Source organism: Streptomyces flavotricini (genome assembly GCF_020639365.1).
Classification (GTDB): Bacteria; Actinomycetota; Actinomycetes; order Streptomycetales; family Streptomycetaceae; genus Streptomyces; species Streptomyces flavotricini.
This window is the reverse complement of sequence record NZ_JAINUL010000018.1, coordinates 1-19,457: the sequence shown is the minus strand read 5'-3', so window position 1 is coordinate 19,457 and position 19,457 is coordinate 1. Positions and strand designations below refer to the sequence as shown.

The 19,457-nt window shown below is 68.1% G+C and carries 11 protein-coding genes and 1 pseudogene; 8 read left to right on the top strand and 4 right to left on the bottom strand.

The features are described 5' to 3' along the window. Positions 1-2: 2 nt before the first annotated feature. A complete protein-coding gene (locus K7B10_RS40280; protein ID WP_229345982.1) occupies positions 3-269 on the bottom strand; it encodes a phosphopantetheine-binding protein in 267 nt (88 codons plus the stop codon). A 135-nt stretch (positions 270-404) separates the two neighbouring features. Between K7B10_RS40280 and K7B10_RS40275 the strand changes: the two genes are divergently transcribed. The 5 genes from K7B10_RS40275 (at position 405) to K7B10_RS40255 (ending at position 4,348) form a co-directional block, all read left to right on the top strand. After that, positions 405-1,898, top strand: coding sequence for an AMP-binding protein (locus K7B10_RS40275; RefSeq protein WP_229345981.1), 1,494 nt, complete (start codon positions 405-407; stop codon positions 1,896-1,898). A 515-nt stretch (positions 1,899-2,413) separates the two neighbouring features. Next, positions 2,414-2,791, top strand: a complete 378-nt coding sequence (locus K7B10_RS41465) for an ATP-binding cassette domain-containing protein (protein WP_308284704.1) — start codon at positions 2,414-2,416, stop codon at positions 2,789-2,791. Then, on the top strand, positions 2,788-3,408 hold the full coding sequence (locus K7B10_RS40265) for a hypothetical protein (RefSeq protein ID WP_229345979.1): 621 nt from the start codon (positions 2,788-2,790) through the stop codon (positions 3,406-3,408). The genes K7B10_RS41465 and K7B10_RS40265 overlap by 4 nt, the downstream gene beginning before the upstream one ends. 33 nt (positions 3,409-3,441) lie before the next feature. Beyond that, positions 3,442-3,699, top strand: coding sequence for a hypothetical protein (locus K7B10_RS40260; RefSeq protein WP_229345976.1), 258 nt, complete (start codon positions 3,442-3,444; stop codon positions 3,697-3,699). A 121-nt stretch (positions 3,700-3,820) separates the two neighbouring features. Continuing rightward, positions 3,821-4,348 (top strand): GNAT family N-acetyltransferase, encoded by a 528-nt coding sequence (locus K7B10_RS40255; protein WP_308284703.1) that lies wholly within the window; start codon positions 3,821-3,823, stop codon positions 4,346-4,348. A 91-nt stretch (positions 4,349-4,439) separates the two neighbouring features. Here K7B10_RS40255 and K7B10_RS40250 read toward each other — a convergent pair whose 3' ends face one another. Continuing rightward, positions 4,440-8,702 carry a ricin-type beta-trefoil lectin domain protein gene (locus K7B10_RS40250; protein WP_229345971.1) on the bottom strand — a complete coding sequence of 1,421 codons (4,263 nt, stop codon included), beginning with the start codon at positions 8,700-8,702 and terminating at the stop codon, positions 4,440-4,442. 719 nt (positions 8,703-9,421) lie between these two features. Between K7B10_RS40250 and K7B10_RS41145 the strand changes: the two genes are divergently transcribed. From K7B10_RS41145 to K7B10_RS40230, 3 genes are all read left to right on the top strand, one after another. Beyond that, on the top strand, positions 9,422-16,366 hold the full coding sequence (locus tag K7B10_RS41145) for a polymorphic toxin-type HINT domain-containing protein (RefSeq protein ID WP_267502809.1): 6,945 nt from the start codon (positions 9,422-9,424) through the stop codon (positions 16,364-16,366). A 55-nt stretch (positions 16,367-16,421) separates the two neighbouring features. Continuing rightward, positions 16,422-16,841: a hypothetical protein gene (locus K7B10_RS40235; protein ID WP_229345969.1), complete on the top strand. Its 420-nt coding sequence runs from the start codon at positions 16,422-16,424 to the stop codon at positions 16,839-16,841. A 402-nt stretch (positions 16,842-17,243) separates the two neighbouring features. Further along, positions 17,244-17,495 carry a hypothetical protein gene (locus tag K7B10_RS40230; protein WP_229345967.1) on the top strand — a complete coding sequence of 84 codons (252 nt, stop codon included), beginning with the start codon at positions 17,244-17,246 and terminating at the stop codon, positions 17,493-17,495. Positions 17,496-17,616: 121 nt separating this feature from the next. On the opposite strand, the gene K7B10_RS41840 is transcribed toward K7B10_RS40230, so the two are convergent. Both K7B10_RS41840 and K7B10_RS40215 read right to left on the bottom strand, forming a co-directional pair. Then, a protein-coding gene (locus tag K7B10_RS41840; protein ID WP_443735435.1) for an IS630 family transposase occupies positions 17,617-18,692 on the bottom strand; the annotation gives its coding sequence in 2 pieces (ribosomal slippage) (positions 17,617-18,233 and positions 18,233-18,692; 1,077 coding nt in all). A 62-nt stretch (positions 18,693-18,754) separates the two neighbouring features. Then, positions 18,755-19,060 (bottom strand): annotated as a pseudogene (locus K7B10_RS40215) (tyrosine-type recombinase/integrase); the annotation flags it as partial. Positions 19,061-19,457 lie beyond the last annotated feature (397 nt).

The following is a 19,457-nucleotide window of genomic DNA, read 5'->3' as shown; positions in this document are numbered from 1 at the left end:
GGTCAGCGGCTGGCTGCCTCGGACATCCGGCCGATCTGCTCCCACAGCACCGCGGGGGTGGCGAAGGTCTCCAGGGACAGCGCCTCGTCCACGAACCGGACGTCGTACGCCTGCTCCAGGGAACCCAGGAGCTCGACGACCCCGAGGGAGTCCAGTCCCACGGCCCGCAGGTCGGTGTCGGCCTCAAGCGGTTCGTCCGCACTGAGGAACGGCAGGTACTCCCGCAGCAGTTCCTCGAAATTGTTGTCCCAGCCCTTGTCCCAGCCCATGGTGACCCCAGTCTGTGTCGGTTGACGTTTCCCAAGCACATGACGCTAGGACGGCCGAGGAGACCCCGGGAACCCCGGCCGGACCCCTAACCCGCGACGCACTCGCACATCTCTTTCGGAACCTTCGGAGTGATCATGTCTGACACCAAGCGCCAGGCCTTGTACGAGCGCTTCCGCCGCGGGCTGGCCCTGTCCCCCGACCGCCCCGCCCTGCGGATCGGTGCCGAGTCGTACACCTACCGGGAGCTGCACGAGCAGGCCCTCACCTGGGCCGGATCCCTCGGCTCCGCCAAGGTCGTCGGCGTCCTCGCGGGCAAGAGCGTGACCGCGTACGCCGGCATCCTCGGCGGACTCTACGCGGGCGCCACCGTCGTCCCCCTGCACCCCGACTTCCCCGCCGTCCGCACCGCCCGCATGCTGGACCTATCGGCCGCGGCGGCCCTGATCGTCGACGACCAGGGCCGCGCCGCACTGGGCGACGTCGACATCCCGCTGGTGGTCCCGGACCCGGCGAAGGCGCTCACCGAGCCCCGCGAGGTGGCGGCATCGGACGTGGCCTACATGCTGTTCACGTCGGGCTCCACGGGCCGCCCGAAGGGCGTGCCCATCAGCCACGGCAGCACGCACCACTACTTCGAGCTCCTCGACGCCCGCTACGGCTTCACCCCCGAGGACGTCTTCACCCAGACCTTCGACCTGAACTTCGACTGCGGCATGTTCGACCTGTTCTGCGCCTGGGGCGCGGGCGGCGTCGTCGACGTCGTACCGCCGAGCGCCTACCTGGACATGCCGGCCCACCTCGAAAAGCGCGGGATCACCGTCTGGTTCTCCACCCCCAGCGCCATCGGCCTCATCCGCCGCATGGGCGGCCTGACCCCGGGCGCCCTGTCGACCCTCCGCCGGAGCTTCTTCGCGGGCGAGGCGCTGCGCGTCCAGGACGCCGCCGACTGGCAGGCCGCCGCGCCCGCCTCCACCCTGGAGAACATCTACGGGCCGACGGAGCTCACCGTCACCATCACCGCGTACCGCTGGGACCCGCAGACCTCGCCCGGCCAGGCGGTCAACGGCCTGGTCCCGATCGGCGCCGTCCACGCGGGCCACGACCACGTCCTGCTGGACGAGGAGGGCGCCGAGACCGCGGTGGAGGGCGAACTGCTGATCACCGGCCCGCAGATGGCCACCGGCTACCTCGACCCGCAGGACGACGCCGGCCGCTTCGTCGAGCGCGGGGGCCGCGTCTGGTACCGCACGGGGGACCGGGTCCGTCGGCTGCCCGGCGGCGACCTGATCTACCTCGGCCGCCTGGACTCCCAGGTCCAGGTCCAGGGCTGGCGGGTCGAGCTCGCCGAGGTCGACCACGCCCTGCGCGCCGTCGAGGGAGTGGAGGACGTGGTCACGGTCGCCCGCCCGGTGGACGGCAGCACCGAACTGGTCGTCTTCTACACCGGCGAGCGCCGCCCGGCGGCCGAACTCGCCCGCAGCCTGCGCGAGGTCCTCCCGCACGGCATGCTCCCCCGCCGCTTCGAGCACCTCCCGGAGTTCCCCCTGAACTCCAACCGCAAGGTGGACCGCCCGGTCCTCGCGGCCCAAGCCGAATCCCTCCTCACCCCCCGCCGCAAGGCGGCCTGACCCCTCCGCGCCCCGCCGAACGGCCCCACCGACCCGGTGGGGCCGTTCGGCGTTCCGCGGGCGAGGCGGGCGGGCACGGCGCCATTCGGGTTTCGGGCCGATTCCGGCCACCCGAGACGCCCCTCATCGCATTTGGCGCAATATCGCCAATCGGCAGGTCGTCCGATGTGAGCCGAGGGCTTCGTGGGGCCGTTCGCCGTCCGGATGTCGCACAGGCGTTTTCCCCTGGTCGATCACAGATGTAGCGTCCCTCGGCCCGCGATCGCCTACGACAGCCACTCGTACAAGGACGACGCGGTTCACGCCTACTCGTACGGGACGAACACGCGAGCCGCGGTGACCGACACGAAGCAGGACGGCCACTCGGTCCATGTCCAGTACGGACGTCAGGCCGAGACCGGACGGTACACGCTCCACAACAAGAGCGGTCAGGGTATCGGCTGATCACGGCACGGGACGTCGAGTGGGGTTACCGGTCCCGGTGACCCCACGGCCCTTTCGGTAAGTAGGGAAACATGGGAAAGCACGCCGTGTCGGAGATGTCACGAGGGTCCGCGGCGCTGGAGCTGGGGTCGTTGAGGTACGCCATCGGCGGTCGCACGCTGTTCGACGGCCTCGATCTTCGGCTGCCGGTGGGGGAGTCCGTCGCCGTGATGGGTCCCAGTGGCAGCGGGAAGAGCACCCTGATCTCATGTGCCCTCGGCCTGGTGACGCCCCCAGGGCGCCGTGAGGGTGGCGGGCACCGACATCGCGCGGATGCGGCGGCGGGAGCCGGCGCGCCACCGCGGCGCCCACACCGGAGTGGTGTTCCAGTTCGGCGAGCTGCTGCCGGAACTCACGCCGGTCGAGAACGTGGCACTGGCGGGGCTCCTCGCCGGCGCCTCGCGCAATGACGCCTACGAGGACGCGGAGAAGCTGCTCGCCGAACTGGGCGTACCCGGAGCGGAGCGTTCGACCGGAATACGTCATCGGCGTCGGCGGCACGATCCTCACGCTGCCCTCGCTGATCGGCCTCGCGGCGGGGGCCGCCGGGCACGGCCTTGCCGCCTGGGGCCGCCGTACGGGCCGCTCCGGCGCCCTCGTCTCGGGACGCTGGGCGGCGGCCTGGCCCGGCGCGACGGTGCGGCTCACCGCCGGGGTCGTCATCGCGTTCGTCCTCGTCGGACAGACCCAGCTGTGGGTGACCCGCAACACCGGTCCGGCGGTGCAGGCGCAGCAGACGGTCAAGCGTGTCGGGACCAGCGCGGTCCTGGTGGAGGTACGGGACGACAAGCCGGTACCGCCCGCATTCCTCGGGGAACTCCCTCCAGGCGTGCAGGCCTTGCGATTGAGCGTCGACCACGCGAAGGGGACCGCCGAACTCAACGGCCCCTGCGAGGCGCTGCAACGGCTCGCCCTTCCCTGCACTCCGGACCGCCCCGCGCCCGTCGAGTCGCGGAACGCGGACGTGCGGGTCAAAGAGCTCTACAGCTGGGACACGCCGGGCCGGGGCCGCCTCTTCGCCCGGTAGACCGAGACCCCGAAGGGTTCCGTCATCGTCCTCGTGGGCCGGCCGGGGCAGCAGATCTCGTTCTTCACCCTGTTCCTACCGTTGTCGGCCGCGTCCCTGATCGGCCTGGCCGCGCACTACTGGCTGGCCACACCCATGACGGCCGGCTCCTACTCGGACGGCGCGACCCACTCCTGGCCCGTCCTGACCCTCGTACTCGCCACCATGTTCGCGATGGCGCTGACCGTATGGCTCTGGGGCGCCTACGGCGCGGCACGCCTGGCCCACCGCTGGCGCCCGACAGCCGACTGACCACTCGGCAACCTGAACCTGAAAGTACAGGTCACAGGCCGATATGGCTTCTTGAAGGCCTGGACTCGGGGAGCCGGGAATGATCCAATAGGGGATGAAATCGTTTTGGGTGGGCAGGCACGTGCGTCTGCGTGGCATCGAGCCCGATGACGCGGCCGCGTTCGCGCGTTTCGCGGAGGACGAGGAGGGTCTGGGGGACCTGGTCAGCCCGCCCCGGTCCGTCGAGGGATACCGCGCCTGGGCCAATGAACAGTCGACCGGCAAACGGGACAGTGACCGCTTCCAGCTGGCGGTCGAAGCCGTCGGTACAGGGGAGATGGTCGGCGCCGTCGGCTCGCACCAGGCCGACGCGCGTTCGGGCTGGTTCGAGTACGGGATCACGATCGGGGCCGAGCACCGCCGCAAGGGCTACGCAGCAGAAGCCGCGGAGCTGCTGCTTCGCTACATGTTCGCCGAGCACCGGTTCCACAAGTGCCAGGTGCGGATCTTCGCGCACAACGAAGCATCCCTGGCTCTCCATCGTCGGCTCGGCTTCGTGGAAGAGGGCCGACTGCGTGAGCTCGTGTACCTCTCCGGCCGGCACCACGATGTCGTGATGATGGGCCTGCTGGCCGATGAGTTCGCCCAACCGCACTCGGTGACTACCTGACGGGCAGACATGGCCTCTTAGCGCGTAATGGCAGCAGCGGCCGCCCTCCCGGCTTCGGGAGGGCGGCCGCTGCGTGGGTTCGTGGTCCCTTCTACGGGGCGGGGGCGGGGGCCGGGAGTGGCGCCGTGCCGAGGGTGGGGATGGTCCAGCGCTGGGCGGGGCTGCTGTTGCAGTCGAACAGCCAGAGCGGGGTTCCGGGACGGGTGTCGAGGTTGCCGAGGTCGAGGCAGCGGCCGGAGACCGGGTTGTGGATGCTGTTGTCGGCCCGGGGGAGGAACCGCTGGCTCGGGGCACTGCTGTCGCAGACCTGGAGTTCGATGAGCGTCGTGTTCGCGGTGCCCGCGTTCACCGCGCCGAGGCACATGCCGTTGGTTCGGACGGTTCCGTCGCCACGGATCTGGAACTTCTGTGCGTCGCTACCGTTGCAGGCGGCGATCTGGATCTTGTTGCCGGGGTTGGGGCGGTTGAAGTCGTTGTCGACGCAGTTGGTGGCCGAAGCGGACAGCGCGATCGGGCCGGCGGCGCCGGGGGTGGTGGGGGCGACGGCGTAGGGGTGGACGGCGAAGTCGCTTATACCGCCGTCGAGGATGTCCCGAACAATTCCGTTGGCCTTGTACCGGCCGAGGACGAGGGGTCCGCTGGGGGCAGGGCTCGTAGAGGCCCGGTGTGTTCCGGTGCCGGCGAGTACGCCGTTGACGTAGAGGCTCATGAGGCCGGTGTCCGCGTTGTAGACGGCCGTCAGACGGGTCCACGTACTCGGGGTGAACCGGGCCGCTTCGTTGGCGATGTTGGTGTAGTCGAAGGGCCATCCGTCGGTGTCGGCATTGGCCAGGGCGAAGCGCCAGTTCGAGGAGTCGGCGTACAGGATGAAGGAGCTGGTCCGATTGCCGTCCTGGCTGGCGACGACCTTCCCCTCTGCGCCTGCCTTGGCCCAGGTGCTGAGGGTGAAGCTCTTCCTGGTGTCCACTGCCGGTCGGGCGGTGGTGATGGTCGCCTCGGATTTCGAGCCGGCGAACCTCGCGTACTTGGTGGCGCGTCCGCCGATCGTGTCGGAGACGTAGGTGATGCCGACCGTCGTGGCGTCGTTCTTGCCGACGATATCGGGGGTGGTTGTGCCCACCTGCCCGGTCAGCGGCCACTGGCCCGTGGGGATGTTGAGGTTGCCCAGTGCTACGGCGGCGGTGCCGACCCCATTGGCCATCGGGTAAGAGGCGACCGTGCCCCCGGTCATCGTGCCGACGCCGTTGAATGCGACGAGCTGCTGATTGGTGTCAACGGCCCACAGGTCGGGGAGGCTGTCCCCGTTCAGGTCACCGTTGGAGCCGACACGGGGGTACGTCTTCGGTTCGATCTTGCCGGAGATCAGGCCTGCGGCCGGGTCGGTGAAGCCGGTGAGGTCGGGTGCCTGCGCGGTGCCCTTGACGGAGAAGGCGTGCAGCGTGCCGTCGGTCTTGGAACGGGCCCACAGGGTGGGGAAGTCGGTGCCCTGCGCGCGGCCGGGGGTGATCAGGTCGTAGCCGTCCCACCGGGTGTCATTGGCGGAGAGGAGGATGGCCGGGGACTCGAGCTCGTCGGGTCCGACGGCGAGGGTCAGCCACAGCCGTCCGTTCTCCACGAAAAGCAGGGAGGTCTGCGGCAGGGCGTTCGGCTTGGTGCCAGTGTCACCAGTGATGGAGCCGAACGCGGCGATTTGCGTGACCTTGGACCAGTCCTGACCGTATCCGACAGCCGCGCAGTCGAGAGCGGCGCGCGCCGGTGTGGCACAGTCGCTCGGCTTGACCATGGGAACGGCCGCCTGAGCGTCGAACCGGCCGGGGTTCTTGTCATCGTTGCGGTAGAGGTGGAGCGCCTTGGAAGAAGGCGCATGCGCGAACAGGTCGTCCACGGTCTGCGAGCCGGTGCTGCCGCGGTGGCTGATCTGGATGTCGTTCCAGCCATTGTTGCCAGGGGCGGAGTTGATGCTCGCCTTCGGGGCCGCAGCCGGGTCGGAACCCGCGCCGATCACGCGCAGCAGGCCCGTGCTGTCGGGCATGAGGACGTCTGCCTTCCGGTCGCCGGTGACGTCACCGAAGATCGGCTTCGGGCTGTTCGGGTTGGCCGGGACGTAGAAGCTGTAGACGACCGGCTGGGACAGGTTGCCCGCGTTGTCCTGGGTCTGTACGTACAGGTGGTTGGTGCCCCAGCCTTGAGGAGTGACCTTGATGTCGGCCTTGCCGTCGGTGAACTTGGCCGTGTCCGTGTCGGTGCACTTCCAGTTTCCGGCCAAGGCCCTGACGGGGTCGGTGGTCCAGCGCGCACAGGCCAGGCCCGAGGAACGGCCGCCGGCTGCCGGTGCGGGGTCGGTGCCGGTCAGGGTGAAGGTGCCTTCCTCGCCCGTCTGCTTGGGGTGGGCGCCGATGGTGCCGGAAGCGGGGAAGTCCGTGGAGCTGACCGCTGCGGTGGGCGGCGTGCGGTCGACGCGCAGGAAGCACCACTCGGTGGCTGGGCTCGTCAAAGTGCCGTCGGTGGTGCGCGCCGCCCAGCCGTACTGGTGCCCGTCGGTCAGGGGGCCGATGTCGACCGTCGCGTCTCCGTAGTCGCCGTTCCAGCCGGTCTGGGCGTAGTCGGTCTTGCCGGTGTCGTCGTCCCAGTACTGGAAGGTCGTCTGGAGCTGTCGCTTGGTGGCCGAGTACGTCTGGGTGGTGAGGGTGACGTTGTTGTTGGCGCCGACCCAGCCCGGGTTGTCCCACGGGTTCGCCGTGCCGGGCGTGCGGCAGTCGGCGTACGAAGCCGAGCTCGCGAATCCGGGGGTCGGACGGGTACGCGGCCACCAGACGGTCGGCGTGATGTCGTACTCGACGACGATGTGCGGGGTGTTCTCGTACCGCTGCCGGTAGTACTTGTTGTACTCGTCGTCGGGGGCGAGGCCGAGGGTGATGGTGGGCCACTGGTACCGGGCGGCGTTCTTCACCAGGTCCGTGACGGTGAAGTCGATCTGGCCGGTGCCCGACATGCTGGTGTGCCCGACCTGCCCGCAGCCCTGCATGGTGGAGCCGGTGCCGCAGGGCTGCCGGTTCCAGCTGGTCGGGTTGCCGATGGCGGTGGTGGAGTAAAGGCCCATCGGGGTGGGTGTGCTGGGGCTGGACGAGGAGATCACGGTCGCGGAGAACGTCGCGTTGATGATCTCGGCGTTGTAGAGCCGGGAGTCCACCCCGATCTGGAAGTAGGCCCGGGTGCGGCCGATCCCGGTGCAGGGCGGATTGCCGATGTTGTAGCCGCAGTAGCCGGTGGCCGGCTTGTCCTGGCCGTACTCGGTGCCGTTGAACTCGTTGGTGTCGGGGTAGGCCTCCTGGACCTGGGCCCAGGCCTGATTGGTGTTGTCGAGGACCGGGTTGATGCCCGGGTCGATGTACCAGGGGCCGGTGCCCTTGCCCAGCAGCTCGGCGTCGGGAACGAGCTCGATCCCCTTCGCGTCGGCCGTCGTCTTGACCGGCTTCACGGAGGCGCCCACGCCCGGGCCGTCCGCGGTGGAGGCCGCAGGCGCATCGTCCGAGGACGGGGCGGACCGCGGGGCGGCGGCCTTGGCCGACCTGCCTTGTGTCTCGGTGCCTGCGGGTGCGGCAGCCGAGTCCCACATGAAGGAGGTGGGGCCGGTGAAGCGGGTCCGGCCGCCGGCGTCCTTGATGTCGAGGTTGCCGGCGGAGTCGCCGGCGACGGTCAGCCCGTCGGCCTCGATGTCGAGCCGCAGCTTTCCGACCGCCGGGTTCGCGGCTGCCTGCGGGGTGCGGACGATCAGGACCTGGCTCCAGCCGCCCTGCCGGTCGGCGCTCAGCCGCAGGTCCACGTCCGGAAGGACGTTGCGGTAGAGGGCACTGTCCCCGGAGAGCGCGGGCTTGGGAAGCGGGAACGGTGCCTTGAACGCCAGTTTCCGGCCATCGGCCGTGGCCATGGAGACCATGGGGCCGGTGCCGCCGCCGGAGAAGCTGAGCTTCGAGGAGACCGCGGCCGGTACGACCGTGCCGTCGGCGGCAGCGCGGAGCGTGGCGTCGAGCGGGCGCCACTGCCCGTCCGCGCCCTTGAGGCGCTCCGGTAGGGCTGCGGTGTCAGTGGTCAGGGTGCCGCCCGGGTTGGCGAAGGTCTGCGAGCCCGCGGTGGTCATGTTGGCGATGGCCACCCGCTTGCCGCTGCTCCTGGCCTCGTCGAGGGCCTTGGTGACGGCCGATTCCTGGGCGCTCGGCGCCGGTTTGGGCGGGGGCGCGGGCCAGGTGTTCCCTCCTGGTCCATGGCCGCGGGCGACACCGTCGGCGGATGCGGGCGGAGCCGCGATCAGGCCGGCTCCGAGCGAGAGCACGGCCGCTCCGGCGATGGGCAGCATCGAGACGCGCAAGGCCCGCCGACCGCGGCCCCCCGGCCTTGGTTTCCGCAATGCCGGAAATGAAGATCTCACGTTATGGCCCCCCTGAGCTGTGAGATGGACAGAAGTCAGCGGCACCATGGCTTCACTTCTGCAATTCTGTCAACGGGTTTCTGGCCTTCAGATGCCCGATTTGGGTGGCGAACGACCGAGGTGCGCCGTGAGTGACAAGAGTCACGAGTGGGGAATGTGAGACTCCGCTGAAAAATCGAACGCACCTTTCGTAAGGTGCGCTTGTTCTGGACCCTGCCGGTCCGGAGTTCGTGCTTTCTGTTTCCTGTGGGGGGATTCGGTTGTCTCGTGGAAATGGCTCCGTCGTGCGCTCGCGCACCAGACGATCGCGTGTCGCGGTCGTCGCCGCACTCTCGGTTCTCTTCTCCGGCCTGGGCCTTCCCGTCGTTGAGGCTGCGGACAAACCGCCAAAGGTGTGGGTTCCACCCAATACGCCGCTGCCGGATGTCAAACCCGTCAAGGGGGCGAACGCGAAGGCTCCGGCCAAACAGGCGTCGGCTGGCCGGAAATGGACTCCTGATTCGAACACCAAGATTCCATCGGGCTCGGCTAGCGTCGCCTTAGGGCCCAAGGAAACGGCTCGCGGTGCCATCGGGCCCGGAGCCGTTCAGGCCGGCAAGCTGCCTGTCTGGATTGCGCCAGTGAATGGCGTGAATCGTTCGGCGAATTTGTCAACTCTCGCCGTCGCGGGTTCGGACGCCAATTCCGGCCCCGACAGCGCACTGCGCGTCGAGGTCAAGGACGCCGCCAAGGCCCGTGCCGCCGGAGTCAACGGCGCGCTCGTCGCCCTCAGCGGTGCCCCGGGGGCGAGCCCCTCGGGGAGGGTGGAAGTCGCTCTCGACGTCTCCGCATGGGCCAAGGCCGCCGGAGCCAACTGGGCCGACCGCGCCCGACTGGTGCAGCTGCCCACGTGTGCCCTGATCACCCCCGGCGCCCCCGGCTGCACGACCCGTACGCCCCTGGACTCGCACCGGGACGCCTCCGGGCGCCTGGTCGCGGAGGTCGACGCGCCCAAGAGCCCTGCGGCCCCGAACCCCGCGCCGAAGACGCATGCCGGCTCGGCGGCCAAGCCGGCAGCGCCGCAAGCTCCGCAGATGCTCGCCGCCCAGGACGTGGCGATCGCGATGGAGGCGGGCCCCAACGGCGCCGGCGGTGACTACAGCGCCACCCCGCTCCTGCCCTCGGCCTCCTGGCAGGCCGGGGCGAACGCCGCGAACTTCACCTACGGCTACACCGTCGAGGTGCCCAACGGCATCGCCGGCGCCGGCCCCGGCATCTCCCTCGGCTACGACTCCTCCTCCGTCGACGGCCGCACCGCATCCACCAACGCCCAGGCCGGTCTGTTCGGCGAAGGCTGGGAATGGCACCCCGGCTCGATCTCGCGCTCGTACAAGGGGTGCAAGGACGCGGGCATCAAGGACTCGGGCGACGAGTGCTGGGCCGGCGACATCCTGTCCCTGAACCTGGCCGGCCACGCCGGCCAGATCGTCCGCGACGACACCAGCTGCGTCTACCGCCTCCAGGGCGACGACGGCACCAAGATCGAGCGTCTGACCGGCCAGCGGAATTCCGCCTGGAAGGGCGAGGGGTTCAAGGTCACCACGACCGACGGCACCCAGTACTACTTCGGCTCCAACCGCCTGCCCGGCGGTGACGGCACCGACCCGGAGGCCAAGTCCGTCTCCACGGTCCCGGTCTACTTCAACAGCGGCCAGGACAAGTGCCTCGGCGCGCAGACCCCGGCCAACGGCACGTGGCAGCAGCTGGGCTGGCAGTGGAACCTCGACTACGTCGTGGACCCGCACCAGAACCTCGTCTCCTACCGCTACGAGCAGGAGGACAACCACTACGGGCGCGGCGGCGGCCAGAACAACGGCACCGGCACCTCCACCAAGTACCAGCGCGGCAGCTACCCGACCTGGATCGGCTACGGCCAGCGCCTGCCCGAGCAGATCGCCGCGAAGGGCGCGGCCAAGCCCGCCGCCCAGGTGTGGCTGCGCGGCGCGGAGCGCTGCTTCCCCGGCGGCGCCATCACCTGTGACCCGGCACAGCGCACCAAGGCCAACACGAACTCCTGGCCCGACACCCCCGTCGACCAGGAGTGCGCGTCCACCGGCCAGTGCCTGAACCTGTCGCCCACCTACTTCTCCACCAAGCGCATCAAGCAGATCGACACCGAGGTCCTGGCCGGCACGGACTACCGCCGTGTCGACTCCTACCTCCTCAACCAGTCGTTCCAGGATCCGGGAGACGGCACCTCCCCGACGCTCTGGCTGGACTCGATCGTCCGCAAGGCGTCCAACGGCCAGCCCGAGAAGGAACTGCCCGCGGTCTCCTTCGAGCCGCTGCAGATCCCCAACCGCGTCGACGGTGTCGTACGGCGCCCGGACGGTACGGACGCCTCGGCGCCCCGCTATTACCGCCCCCGCATCCAGAAGATCACCACCGAGACCGGCGGTCTGATCAACGTCGTCTACAAGGCCCCGGAGTGCTCAAGGGTCAAGGGCACCATGCCGTCCTCAGAGGACGGCAACACGATGGCCTGCATGCCAGTCAAGTGGTACTTGCCCAAGCAGTCCTTCGCGGACCCGGTCAACGACTGGTTCAACAAGATCGTCGTCGAGTCCGTCACCCAGCAGGACATGGTCGCCGGCCAGGTCACCACGGTGACGGACTACGAGTACGGCGGCGGCATCGCCTGGCACCGCAACGATTCCGAGTTCGCCGACCCCAAGACCCGTACGTGGGACCAGTTCCGCGGCTTCGCCACGGTCACCACCCGCACGGGCAACGGCAACGCGGCCGAGGCCCCGCGCACCAAGAGCGTGGCCACCTACCTGCGAGGCATGGACGGCGACGTCCTCGCCAACGGCACCAAGCGAAGCGTCACCATCGACGACGCGCAGGGCGGCCGCATCAAGGACGAGGACGTTCTGTCCGGCCGGGTCCGCCAGACGCAGACCTACGACCGCGACGGCGGAACCGTCGTGGCCGACGAGGTCACGACCCCCTGGCTCGGCAAGAAGGTCACCGCGACCCGCTCCCAGTCCGGCGACCTGCCCGCCATCACCGCCCGCGCCCAGAACACGGGGCAGATCACCAGTCGCGCCAAGCTGGCGGACGGAACCTGGCGCGTCAGCGAGCGCACCTCGGAGTACGACGACACGCTCTTCTCCCGCCCGACCAAGGTCGACGACAAGAGCGACCTGGCCCGCCCCGACCAGCGCCTGTGCACCACCTTCGACTACGCCACCGGCCCCGGCGGCGCCCTCACCCAACTGGCCTCCCGCACCCTGGTCCTCTCGGGCGGCTGCGGGCAGACCCCGACGGCCGCGAACACGGTCGGCGACACCCTCACCGCCTTCGACGGCCTGCCCGCCGGACAGGCCGGCGCCGCGGGGGACCAGACCGGCACCTCGGTCCTGGAGAAGTACGACGCCGCGGGCAAGCCGGTGTACCGCCTCAATTCGGCCGCGACGTACGACGCGTACGGGCGCGTCACGAGCAACACCAACAAGACGCGCAAGGACGCCGCCCACCCCGACGGTGCGGTGACCACCACGGAGTACAAGCCGGCCACCGGCTCCGTACCGACCGAGGTCACCCACACCAACCCGCTCGGCTGGAAGACGGTCACCACCCTCGACACCGGCCGCTCGCTTCCGCTGAAGACCACGGACGAGAACAAGCACGTCGCCGAACGCGAGTACGACGCCTTCGGCCGAGTCACCTCCATCTGGCAGCCCGGTCAGGAACGTGCGAACAACGCCCTGCCCGTGCGCAAGTTCTCGTACGCGATGAACGGCACCAACGCGCCGTCCACCGTCCTGAGCCAGGCGCTCATGGGCATCGGAGAGAACTACACGACCAGCTACACGATCTACGACGGTCTCGGCCGCGTACGTCAGACTCAGGCAAGCACTGTGTCCGGCGCCGATGGCCGCCTCATCACCGATTCCCTGTTCGACTCGCACGGTCGCCAGGTCAAGACCAGCAGCCAGTACTACAACGACGAAGCCGGTCCGTCGGGCGCGCTGTTCCTGCCCAACGGGGGCGTCAACCCCGACAGCAAGATCCCCGCCCAGACCATCTCCGTCTTCGACGGTATGGGTCGTCCCACGGCCTCCGTCTTCCAGTCGTACGGCGTGGAACAGTGGCGCTCGAAGACCGAGTACCCCGGTGTTGACGAGACTCGCACCGTCCCGCCGAACGGCGGCTACGCCACCGCGACCATCACCAACGGCACGACCTCGCTGCTGCGCCAGTACAAAGCCAACACCCCCACGGGCGCGTACGACGAGACCACCTACGAGACCAATGCACAGGGCAAGGAGCTACGGCGCAAGGACCCCGCGGGCAACGAGTGGACCTTCGCGTACGACCTGCTCGGCCGAGCGGTGAAGACCACCGATCCGGACGCTGGGACCAGCACCACGGTCTACGACGACGCCAAGAACCTCACCATCGTCACCGACGGCAGGAACAAGAGCGCCACCACCGTCACCGACCTCCTCGGCCGCACCATCGCGACCTACGAGGGCAAGGCCGTCGACCCCGCCAAACAGGTCGGCGCCTTCACCTACGACACCAAGGCCCTGGGCAAGCCTTCCACGAGCACCCGCTACGTCGGCGGAGCCGGCGGCAGCGCCTACGTTTCCGAGGTTACGGGTTACGACGGCGGCTACCGCCCACTCGGCACCAAGGCCACGATCCCGGCTGCCGAGAAGGGTCTGGCCGGCGTCTACGAGACCAAGAGCACCTACAACGACTACGGTCAGCTGACCAAGACGGCCTTGCCCGCGATCCCCAACGCGGGGCTCGCCTCCGAGACCCTGACCATAGGATCGGACGCCTCCGGAAACTTTTCCTCGCTCGGCAGCAACATCGGCGGACTCCGGGCCACTTACGTCCCGCGCATGTTCTTCGACCCGTACGGGCAGGCGATACGGACAACGGTCGGCGAGGCCGGCATGCAGCTCGTCTCCACCGTCGACTACGACATCGCGACCGGGCGACAGATCCGCTCCACTCTCGACAAGCAGACTGCGGCGACTTCGAGCGTCGACGTCGTCGACTACACCTACAACCAGGTCGGGCAGCTGACCTCCGTCGGCAACACGCAGGACGGGGCCACCCGAGACCTGCAGTGCTTCACCCATGACTACCTGGGCCGGCTGACCCAGGCCTGGACCGACAGCGGGACTCAGACCACCATCCCGCAGCCGAACGTCCGAGGCCTCGGAGGCTGCACCAACGCTGGCGGCCCGGCCGTCGACGGCGCCGGCAAGCCCAGCGTGGGCGGCCCGGCCCCGTACTGGCAGCAGTACGAGTACGACCTCCTCGGCAACCGCACGAAGCTGGTCAAGAAGGACCTCAGCGGTAACGCTGCCAAAGACACCACGGTCACCCAGACCTTCGGCGGCCGCCAGAACACCCCCTCCACCGACCCGAAGACGGGCGGCGGCACAGGCGGCCCGCACGCCCTGATGACCTCGACGGAGACCGGCCCGTCCGGCACGAAGGTCGCGTCGTACACGTACGACGCGGGCGGCAACACCGCCTCGATCACCAGCACGCCCGGCACCAAGAAGCTGACCTGGAACGACCAGGGCAAGCTCGACAAGATCACCGGAACCGGCGAGAGCGCCGGCACCAGCTACCTCTACGACACGGGCGGCAACCAGCTCATCCGCCGTGACCCGGGCAGCACCACGCTCAACCTCGGCACCGACCAGATCACCCTGGACACCGCAACCGGCAAGGTCTCCAACGTCCGCACCTACGCGGCACCCGGCGGCCTGTCCATCACCCGTACCACCACCGGCGGCACGTCCGCCCTCACCTACCAGAGCTCGGACCACCACGGCACGGGCGGCGTCCAGTTCAACGCCACGGACCTGGCCCAGGTCCGCCGCGCCTCGGACCCGTTCGGCAACGACCGCGGTGCCCAGCCGGCCCCTGGCGCATGGGCGGGTGACAAGGGCTTCGTAGGCGGCACCAAGGAGAAGTCCACCGGCTTCACCCTCCTCGGCGCCCGCGAATACGACCCGACGACGGGCCGCTTCCTCAGCCCGGACCCGATCATCGACGCCGGCGACCCACAGCAGTGGAACGCGTACGCCTACTCCAACAACGACCCGATCAACAAGTCGGATCCCAGCGGTCTGGCCTGGAAATGCGAACGGGGCGAGACCGGTTGCTCGTCAGGTACTCCGACCGGCGCGCCCCCGCCGGTCTGGTCGGGCGACAAGCCGACCGATGATGGCGAGAAGGAACTGGACAACGCGAACAACAAGGTCACCGAAGCAAAGAAGAAGCGCGACAAGCTCATTTCCGAAGTCATCGACATGGTCGGTGACCTGATCGGCTACAACGACGCCCGGGACTGCTTCACCAAGGGCGACGTCATGGCCTGCATCAACACGGCCCTCAACTTCGTTCCGTGGGGCAAGCTCTTCAAGGCCATCAAGATCGGCATCAAGGCCTTCAAGATCTACAAGGAGATCAACAAGTCCTACGACGCCATCCACGAGGCGGAACGCGGCGCGGCCCGTGCGGCCGAGGCGGTGAGCAGGTCCAAGAAGGCCGCCAAGGAAGCTCGCGCGGCCGAAGCGAAAGCCGCCGAGTCAGCATCGGAGAAGGCCGGCAAGGAAACCGCAACCGACACCGCGGGCACGGAGAGCAAGGCCGCCAGAGAGGGGTCGGACGCCGAGGCGAGCGCAGGCTCGAGCGAATCCCACAGCAGCGGCGGCTCGGAGTCGGGTGGTGGTTCCTGCAAGACGAACAGCTTCCCCACCGGCACCCGCGTGCAGATGGCCGACGGCACCACCAAGGAGATCCAGGACGTCCGCGTCGGCGACACCGTCCTCGCCACCGACCCGCAGACCGGGGAGACCCGTCCCCAGCAGGTGACGGCCACGATCACCACCCCGGACGACAAGGACTTCACCGACCTCACCCTCACCGACGAGTCCAACCCCCGCGCCCCGCCCGTCCAGCTCACTTCCACCTTCCACCACCCGCACTGGAACGAGACCCGGCACCAGTGGGTCGACGCGGGCGAATTCACCCCGGGCGACCAACTCCGCCGCCCCGACGGCACCACCCTCACGGTCCAGTCCAAGCGCAACTACCCGTACGCCGTCACCACGCACAACCTCACCGTCAACGACTTCCACACGTACTATGTGCTGGCAGGCGCCACCCCCGTCCTCGTCCACAATTGCGGCCCTGATGCCGAAGTACCTAGTACGGCAGGGGAAGCGACTGTCTATCTGGATGCAGGAACGGACCCCAAGCACGCCTCAATCGAGGTATCTTACGGAGGCCGATCGATCCATACCGAACAGTGGGGCACGCACGGTACAGATGCGTTCGCGAGAGAATACGTGGGCCCGCTCTCCGAGACGGTTTTCAAGATCCGCATCCCGCTGCCAGATGCCCGCGGTGCCATGCTGCATCAAATGAAGACGGAGGGCCAGGTATTCGGCGCCTACGACTTCGACACGCGCAGCTGCGTTACTTACTGCGCGGAGGTTTTGCGTGCAGGAGGGATTGAGGGAATCCCAGCAGATACGCAATTGGCTACGCTATGGCTCTGGAGGCGACACTGAGCCTGAAATTTCGACGAGCGCTACTCGATATTCACTCAACGGGGGTGGAATTCTAGTGACCGAATCTGACCCTTGGAGCTGGCTGGAGAGAATGCCTGCCCCCTGGTCGGCGCCGGAGAGTGTGAGAAAGCCAACGGCATCCGTTCTCACGAACATTGTCATCGCGATGCTTTCGAGCGAAATGCTAGGCAATGATTTGATTGAGATTGCCGGTGAACTGCAAGCGGAGCATGCGAGGTTCAATCGATGGATGGGCTCGTTCGCCAAGTCTTCACTTTCGCTGGAGGCGACATTTCATCGAAACGCTGCAGCCAATGATGCTGTGCGACGTGTCTACGAAGCATGGATTTCCTACTCAAGCCTGTTTGAGGAAGGTCAGCGCAAGGTCTGGGTAGCAGTATCGGAGAGGCAGGTGCTTGAGGTAGTGCTGATTGAGGCAAAGGCCAGCCTTGCCTCTCTGCAGAGTACTGTTTGACGCAACTGCTGACTCGACGCAACACAGGCACATAGCCTGGCATCAGAAGCCGTATCTCAACCGATCATGGAACGTGCATGTCGAACAATGTTCCTGGTCGGGTGATCTTCCGGCTGTACGCGCATTAAGGCAGGGCCTCTCGGAAGCTCGGGGATCCGAATTGACCGAGCGATGCCGGGAGGCCCTGTTGTCGTTTTCGTACTCGCCCGCGCCTGCTGAGTTCAACTCGTCGGCCGTGTCGTGCGTTTTCCTCACGCACACGTACGGAAACGTCGAGGGGATGGCTGTGCTGCGAGGAAGGATGAACAGAGGGTGAGTCAAGTAGGTGGCCCGTCCGAGTGCATCAAGGTCTTGGCTGAGATTATCTCCAGCCCGAGAGTCGGCGGATTGCACCTTCGCCGAGTGGGTGAACTTCTCGTCGCACGCGAAGAATTGAATGAGCGATTCCTGGATGCCGACAGGCGTAAATTCTCCGATGTCAAATTCGATGACATCGTGATCAAGTCGTCAGAGCTTGATGACGAATATGTTCGAGTTTGGCGAGCCTGTGAAGAGGCAACTCGGGAATGGCGCCACTCTGAAGGTCTGCCGGCATTGGCCTTCGCGTTGAAGCAAGCCGCCGATTACTATCATGGTGTCGCATCCGCCGCCTGATGCTGAACAGGAATGGAAATCAAGCGGCCTCACCAGGTTCATTCTGGTGGGGCCGCTCGCGTGCGCTGGGGGCGCCTGACGGCAGTAGTTGACGCTGAGGTTGAAGGGCAGGGTGACGGGGCTACGGGGGCTCCAGCCTGAGTCCGGTCTCGGCTATGAAGCCGTTGAGGATCTGCGGTCGGCGTTGGATGGCGCGTAGGCGGTTCTTCACGAGCGGGGTGAGGTCGTCGATCGTGCGGGGTGCGAGGTTGGCCAGGGACTTCTTCAGGTGGGCCCACACGCCTTCGACCGGGTTGAGGTCGGGTGCGTAGGGCGGGAGCTTGATGATGGTCAGCCAGTCGCTGTTGCGGTCGCAGAACTCCCGCAACGCCTTGGCGTGGTGGGTGCTGGCGTTGTCCCACACCACGATCAGCGGGGCATCACCGAGCTGTCGGTGGGCAGAGGTCAGCAGGTCCGCGAACTCGCGGGCTCGAAAGCCCTTCTTCTCGCCGGTTCGGCCCCGGTATGTCTGCGTCCTGTAGATCAGACGGGTCTCACGACCCGGTCTGACGCAGATCATCCCGGCCATCAGGACCCGGCCGGACCCCTTGCCCGTGACTCTGACCAGCGGCGTCCGCCCGCGCCGTGACCAGGTCCGGCCTCTGCCTGGTTTCAGGTCCTGCCCGGCCTCGTCCTCGAAGACTATCCACGCGCCCAGGAGCTGGGCCGTCCTCTTACCCGTGACCACTGCTCCGTCCGCCACCGTGCTACGGCCTGCTCGTCGCGCTCGACCGCCCGGTGCGCGGGGACCTGCGGTGACCAGCCCAGCCGGTGCAGCAGATACGACACCCCACGTGGCGTGTACCGGTATCCGAACAGCCTGTGGATCAGATCGGCCACGCGTGCGAGGGTCCACCGCTGGTCCTCGCTCCAGCCGTGCGTCGCAGGGCCGGCATCCAGCTCGGCTTGCAGCCGTTTTGCCTGGTCATCGCTGAGCCGACACGGAAGGCCGCCAGGCCCCTTGGAGGACAGGGCCGACTTGCCGCCGTCGCGCCAGGCTGCATGCCAGGCGTAAGCCGACTTCCGCGACAGCCTTAACCTGCGGGCCACCTCCGGCGGCCGCAGCCCCTGCCCGAACATCTCCGCGGCCTCAAAGCGCACCACTTCACGCTTCGCCCGCCCCGCGGCGGTCAGCCCGCCGCCATCCGCGTACCTCATGACGAGGATGTAGCACCGCCAACGCCGGCTGTCACCCCACCCTTTCAACCTCAGCGGCAACGTCAGCGGATGGCTGCGGCGGTGGATGGGGCGTCAGGGTCGTTGCCGGTAGGGCTGAGGGCGTCGCCCAGGGTGTCGATGGCTTGGCGTTGGAGGCGGAGCCTTACGTGGGCGTAGACGCCGGCGGTGACGCCGATGTGTGCGTGGCCCAACAGCTCCTTGATCACGATGAGGTCGACGCCTTGTTCCAGGAGCAGGGTCGCGGTGGAGTGTCGGAGGTGGTGGAAGCGGATGCGTCGGAGTCCGGCTCGGTTGAGGAAGCTGCGGAAGCGGCGGGTGAGGTTGGCGGGGTCAAGGCGACCCGCTGGCGCGGGTCGCGCGCGGCACGGCCGCCCACCCGGCCCGCTCTCGACTTCGCCACCGCGGGCCGGCCGGCGACCAGGCCGCGCAGAAACAGCGCAGCGGATGACCGGAAGCGCGAAGAAGCCGGACCCACCCGCACGACGAGCGCCAGGCCGACGGCGAGGCAGCAGCAGGGCGTTGGCCGGTGCGTAGCTCGCAGGTGGGGCCGGTCGGCTCCGTGGGCTTTACCCACCTGGTCGGGCCGGGGCCCGCGTCGGGCAAGGCAGGGGGCCAATCGTTTACATTGCGGTCAGGCCCAAAGCCTGCCCTAGTGCTGTGACCGGGAAGGTTTGCCGGGTTGTTCCTGGTGCTGGTTGGACATGAGTTCTCCAAGCAGCGTGGGGAGGCGTGATGGCGAAACCG

What these genes read in the sequence shown, in the direction of transcription:
- K7B10_RS40250 (WP_229345971.1), bottom strand. Translation starts at nt 8,702, where the DNA reads ATGCTGCCCATCGCCGGAGCGGCCGTGCTCTCGCTCGGAGCCGGCCTG.
- K7B10_RS41465 (WP_308284704.1), top strand. Translation starts at nt 2,414, where the DNA reads ATGGGAAAGCACGCCGTGTCGGAGATGTCACGAGGGTCCGCGGCGCTG.
- K7B10_RS40275 (WP_229345981.1), top strand. Translation starts at nt 405, where the DNA reads ATGTCTGACACCAAGCGCCAGGCCTTGTACGAGCGCTTCCGCCGCGGG.
- K7B10_RS40280 (WP_229345982.1), bottom strand. Translation starts at nt 269, where the DNA reads ATGGGCTGGGACAAGGGCTGGGACAACAATTTCGAGGAACTGCTGCGG.
- K7B10_RS40265 (WP_229345979.1), top strand. Translation starts at nt 2,788, where the DNA reads ATGACGCCTACGAGGACGCGGAGAAGCTGCTCGCCGAACTGGGCGTAC.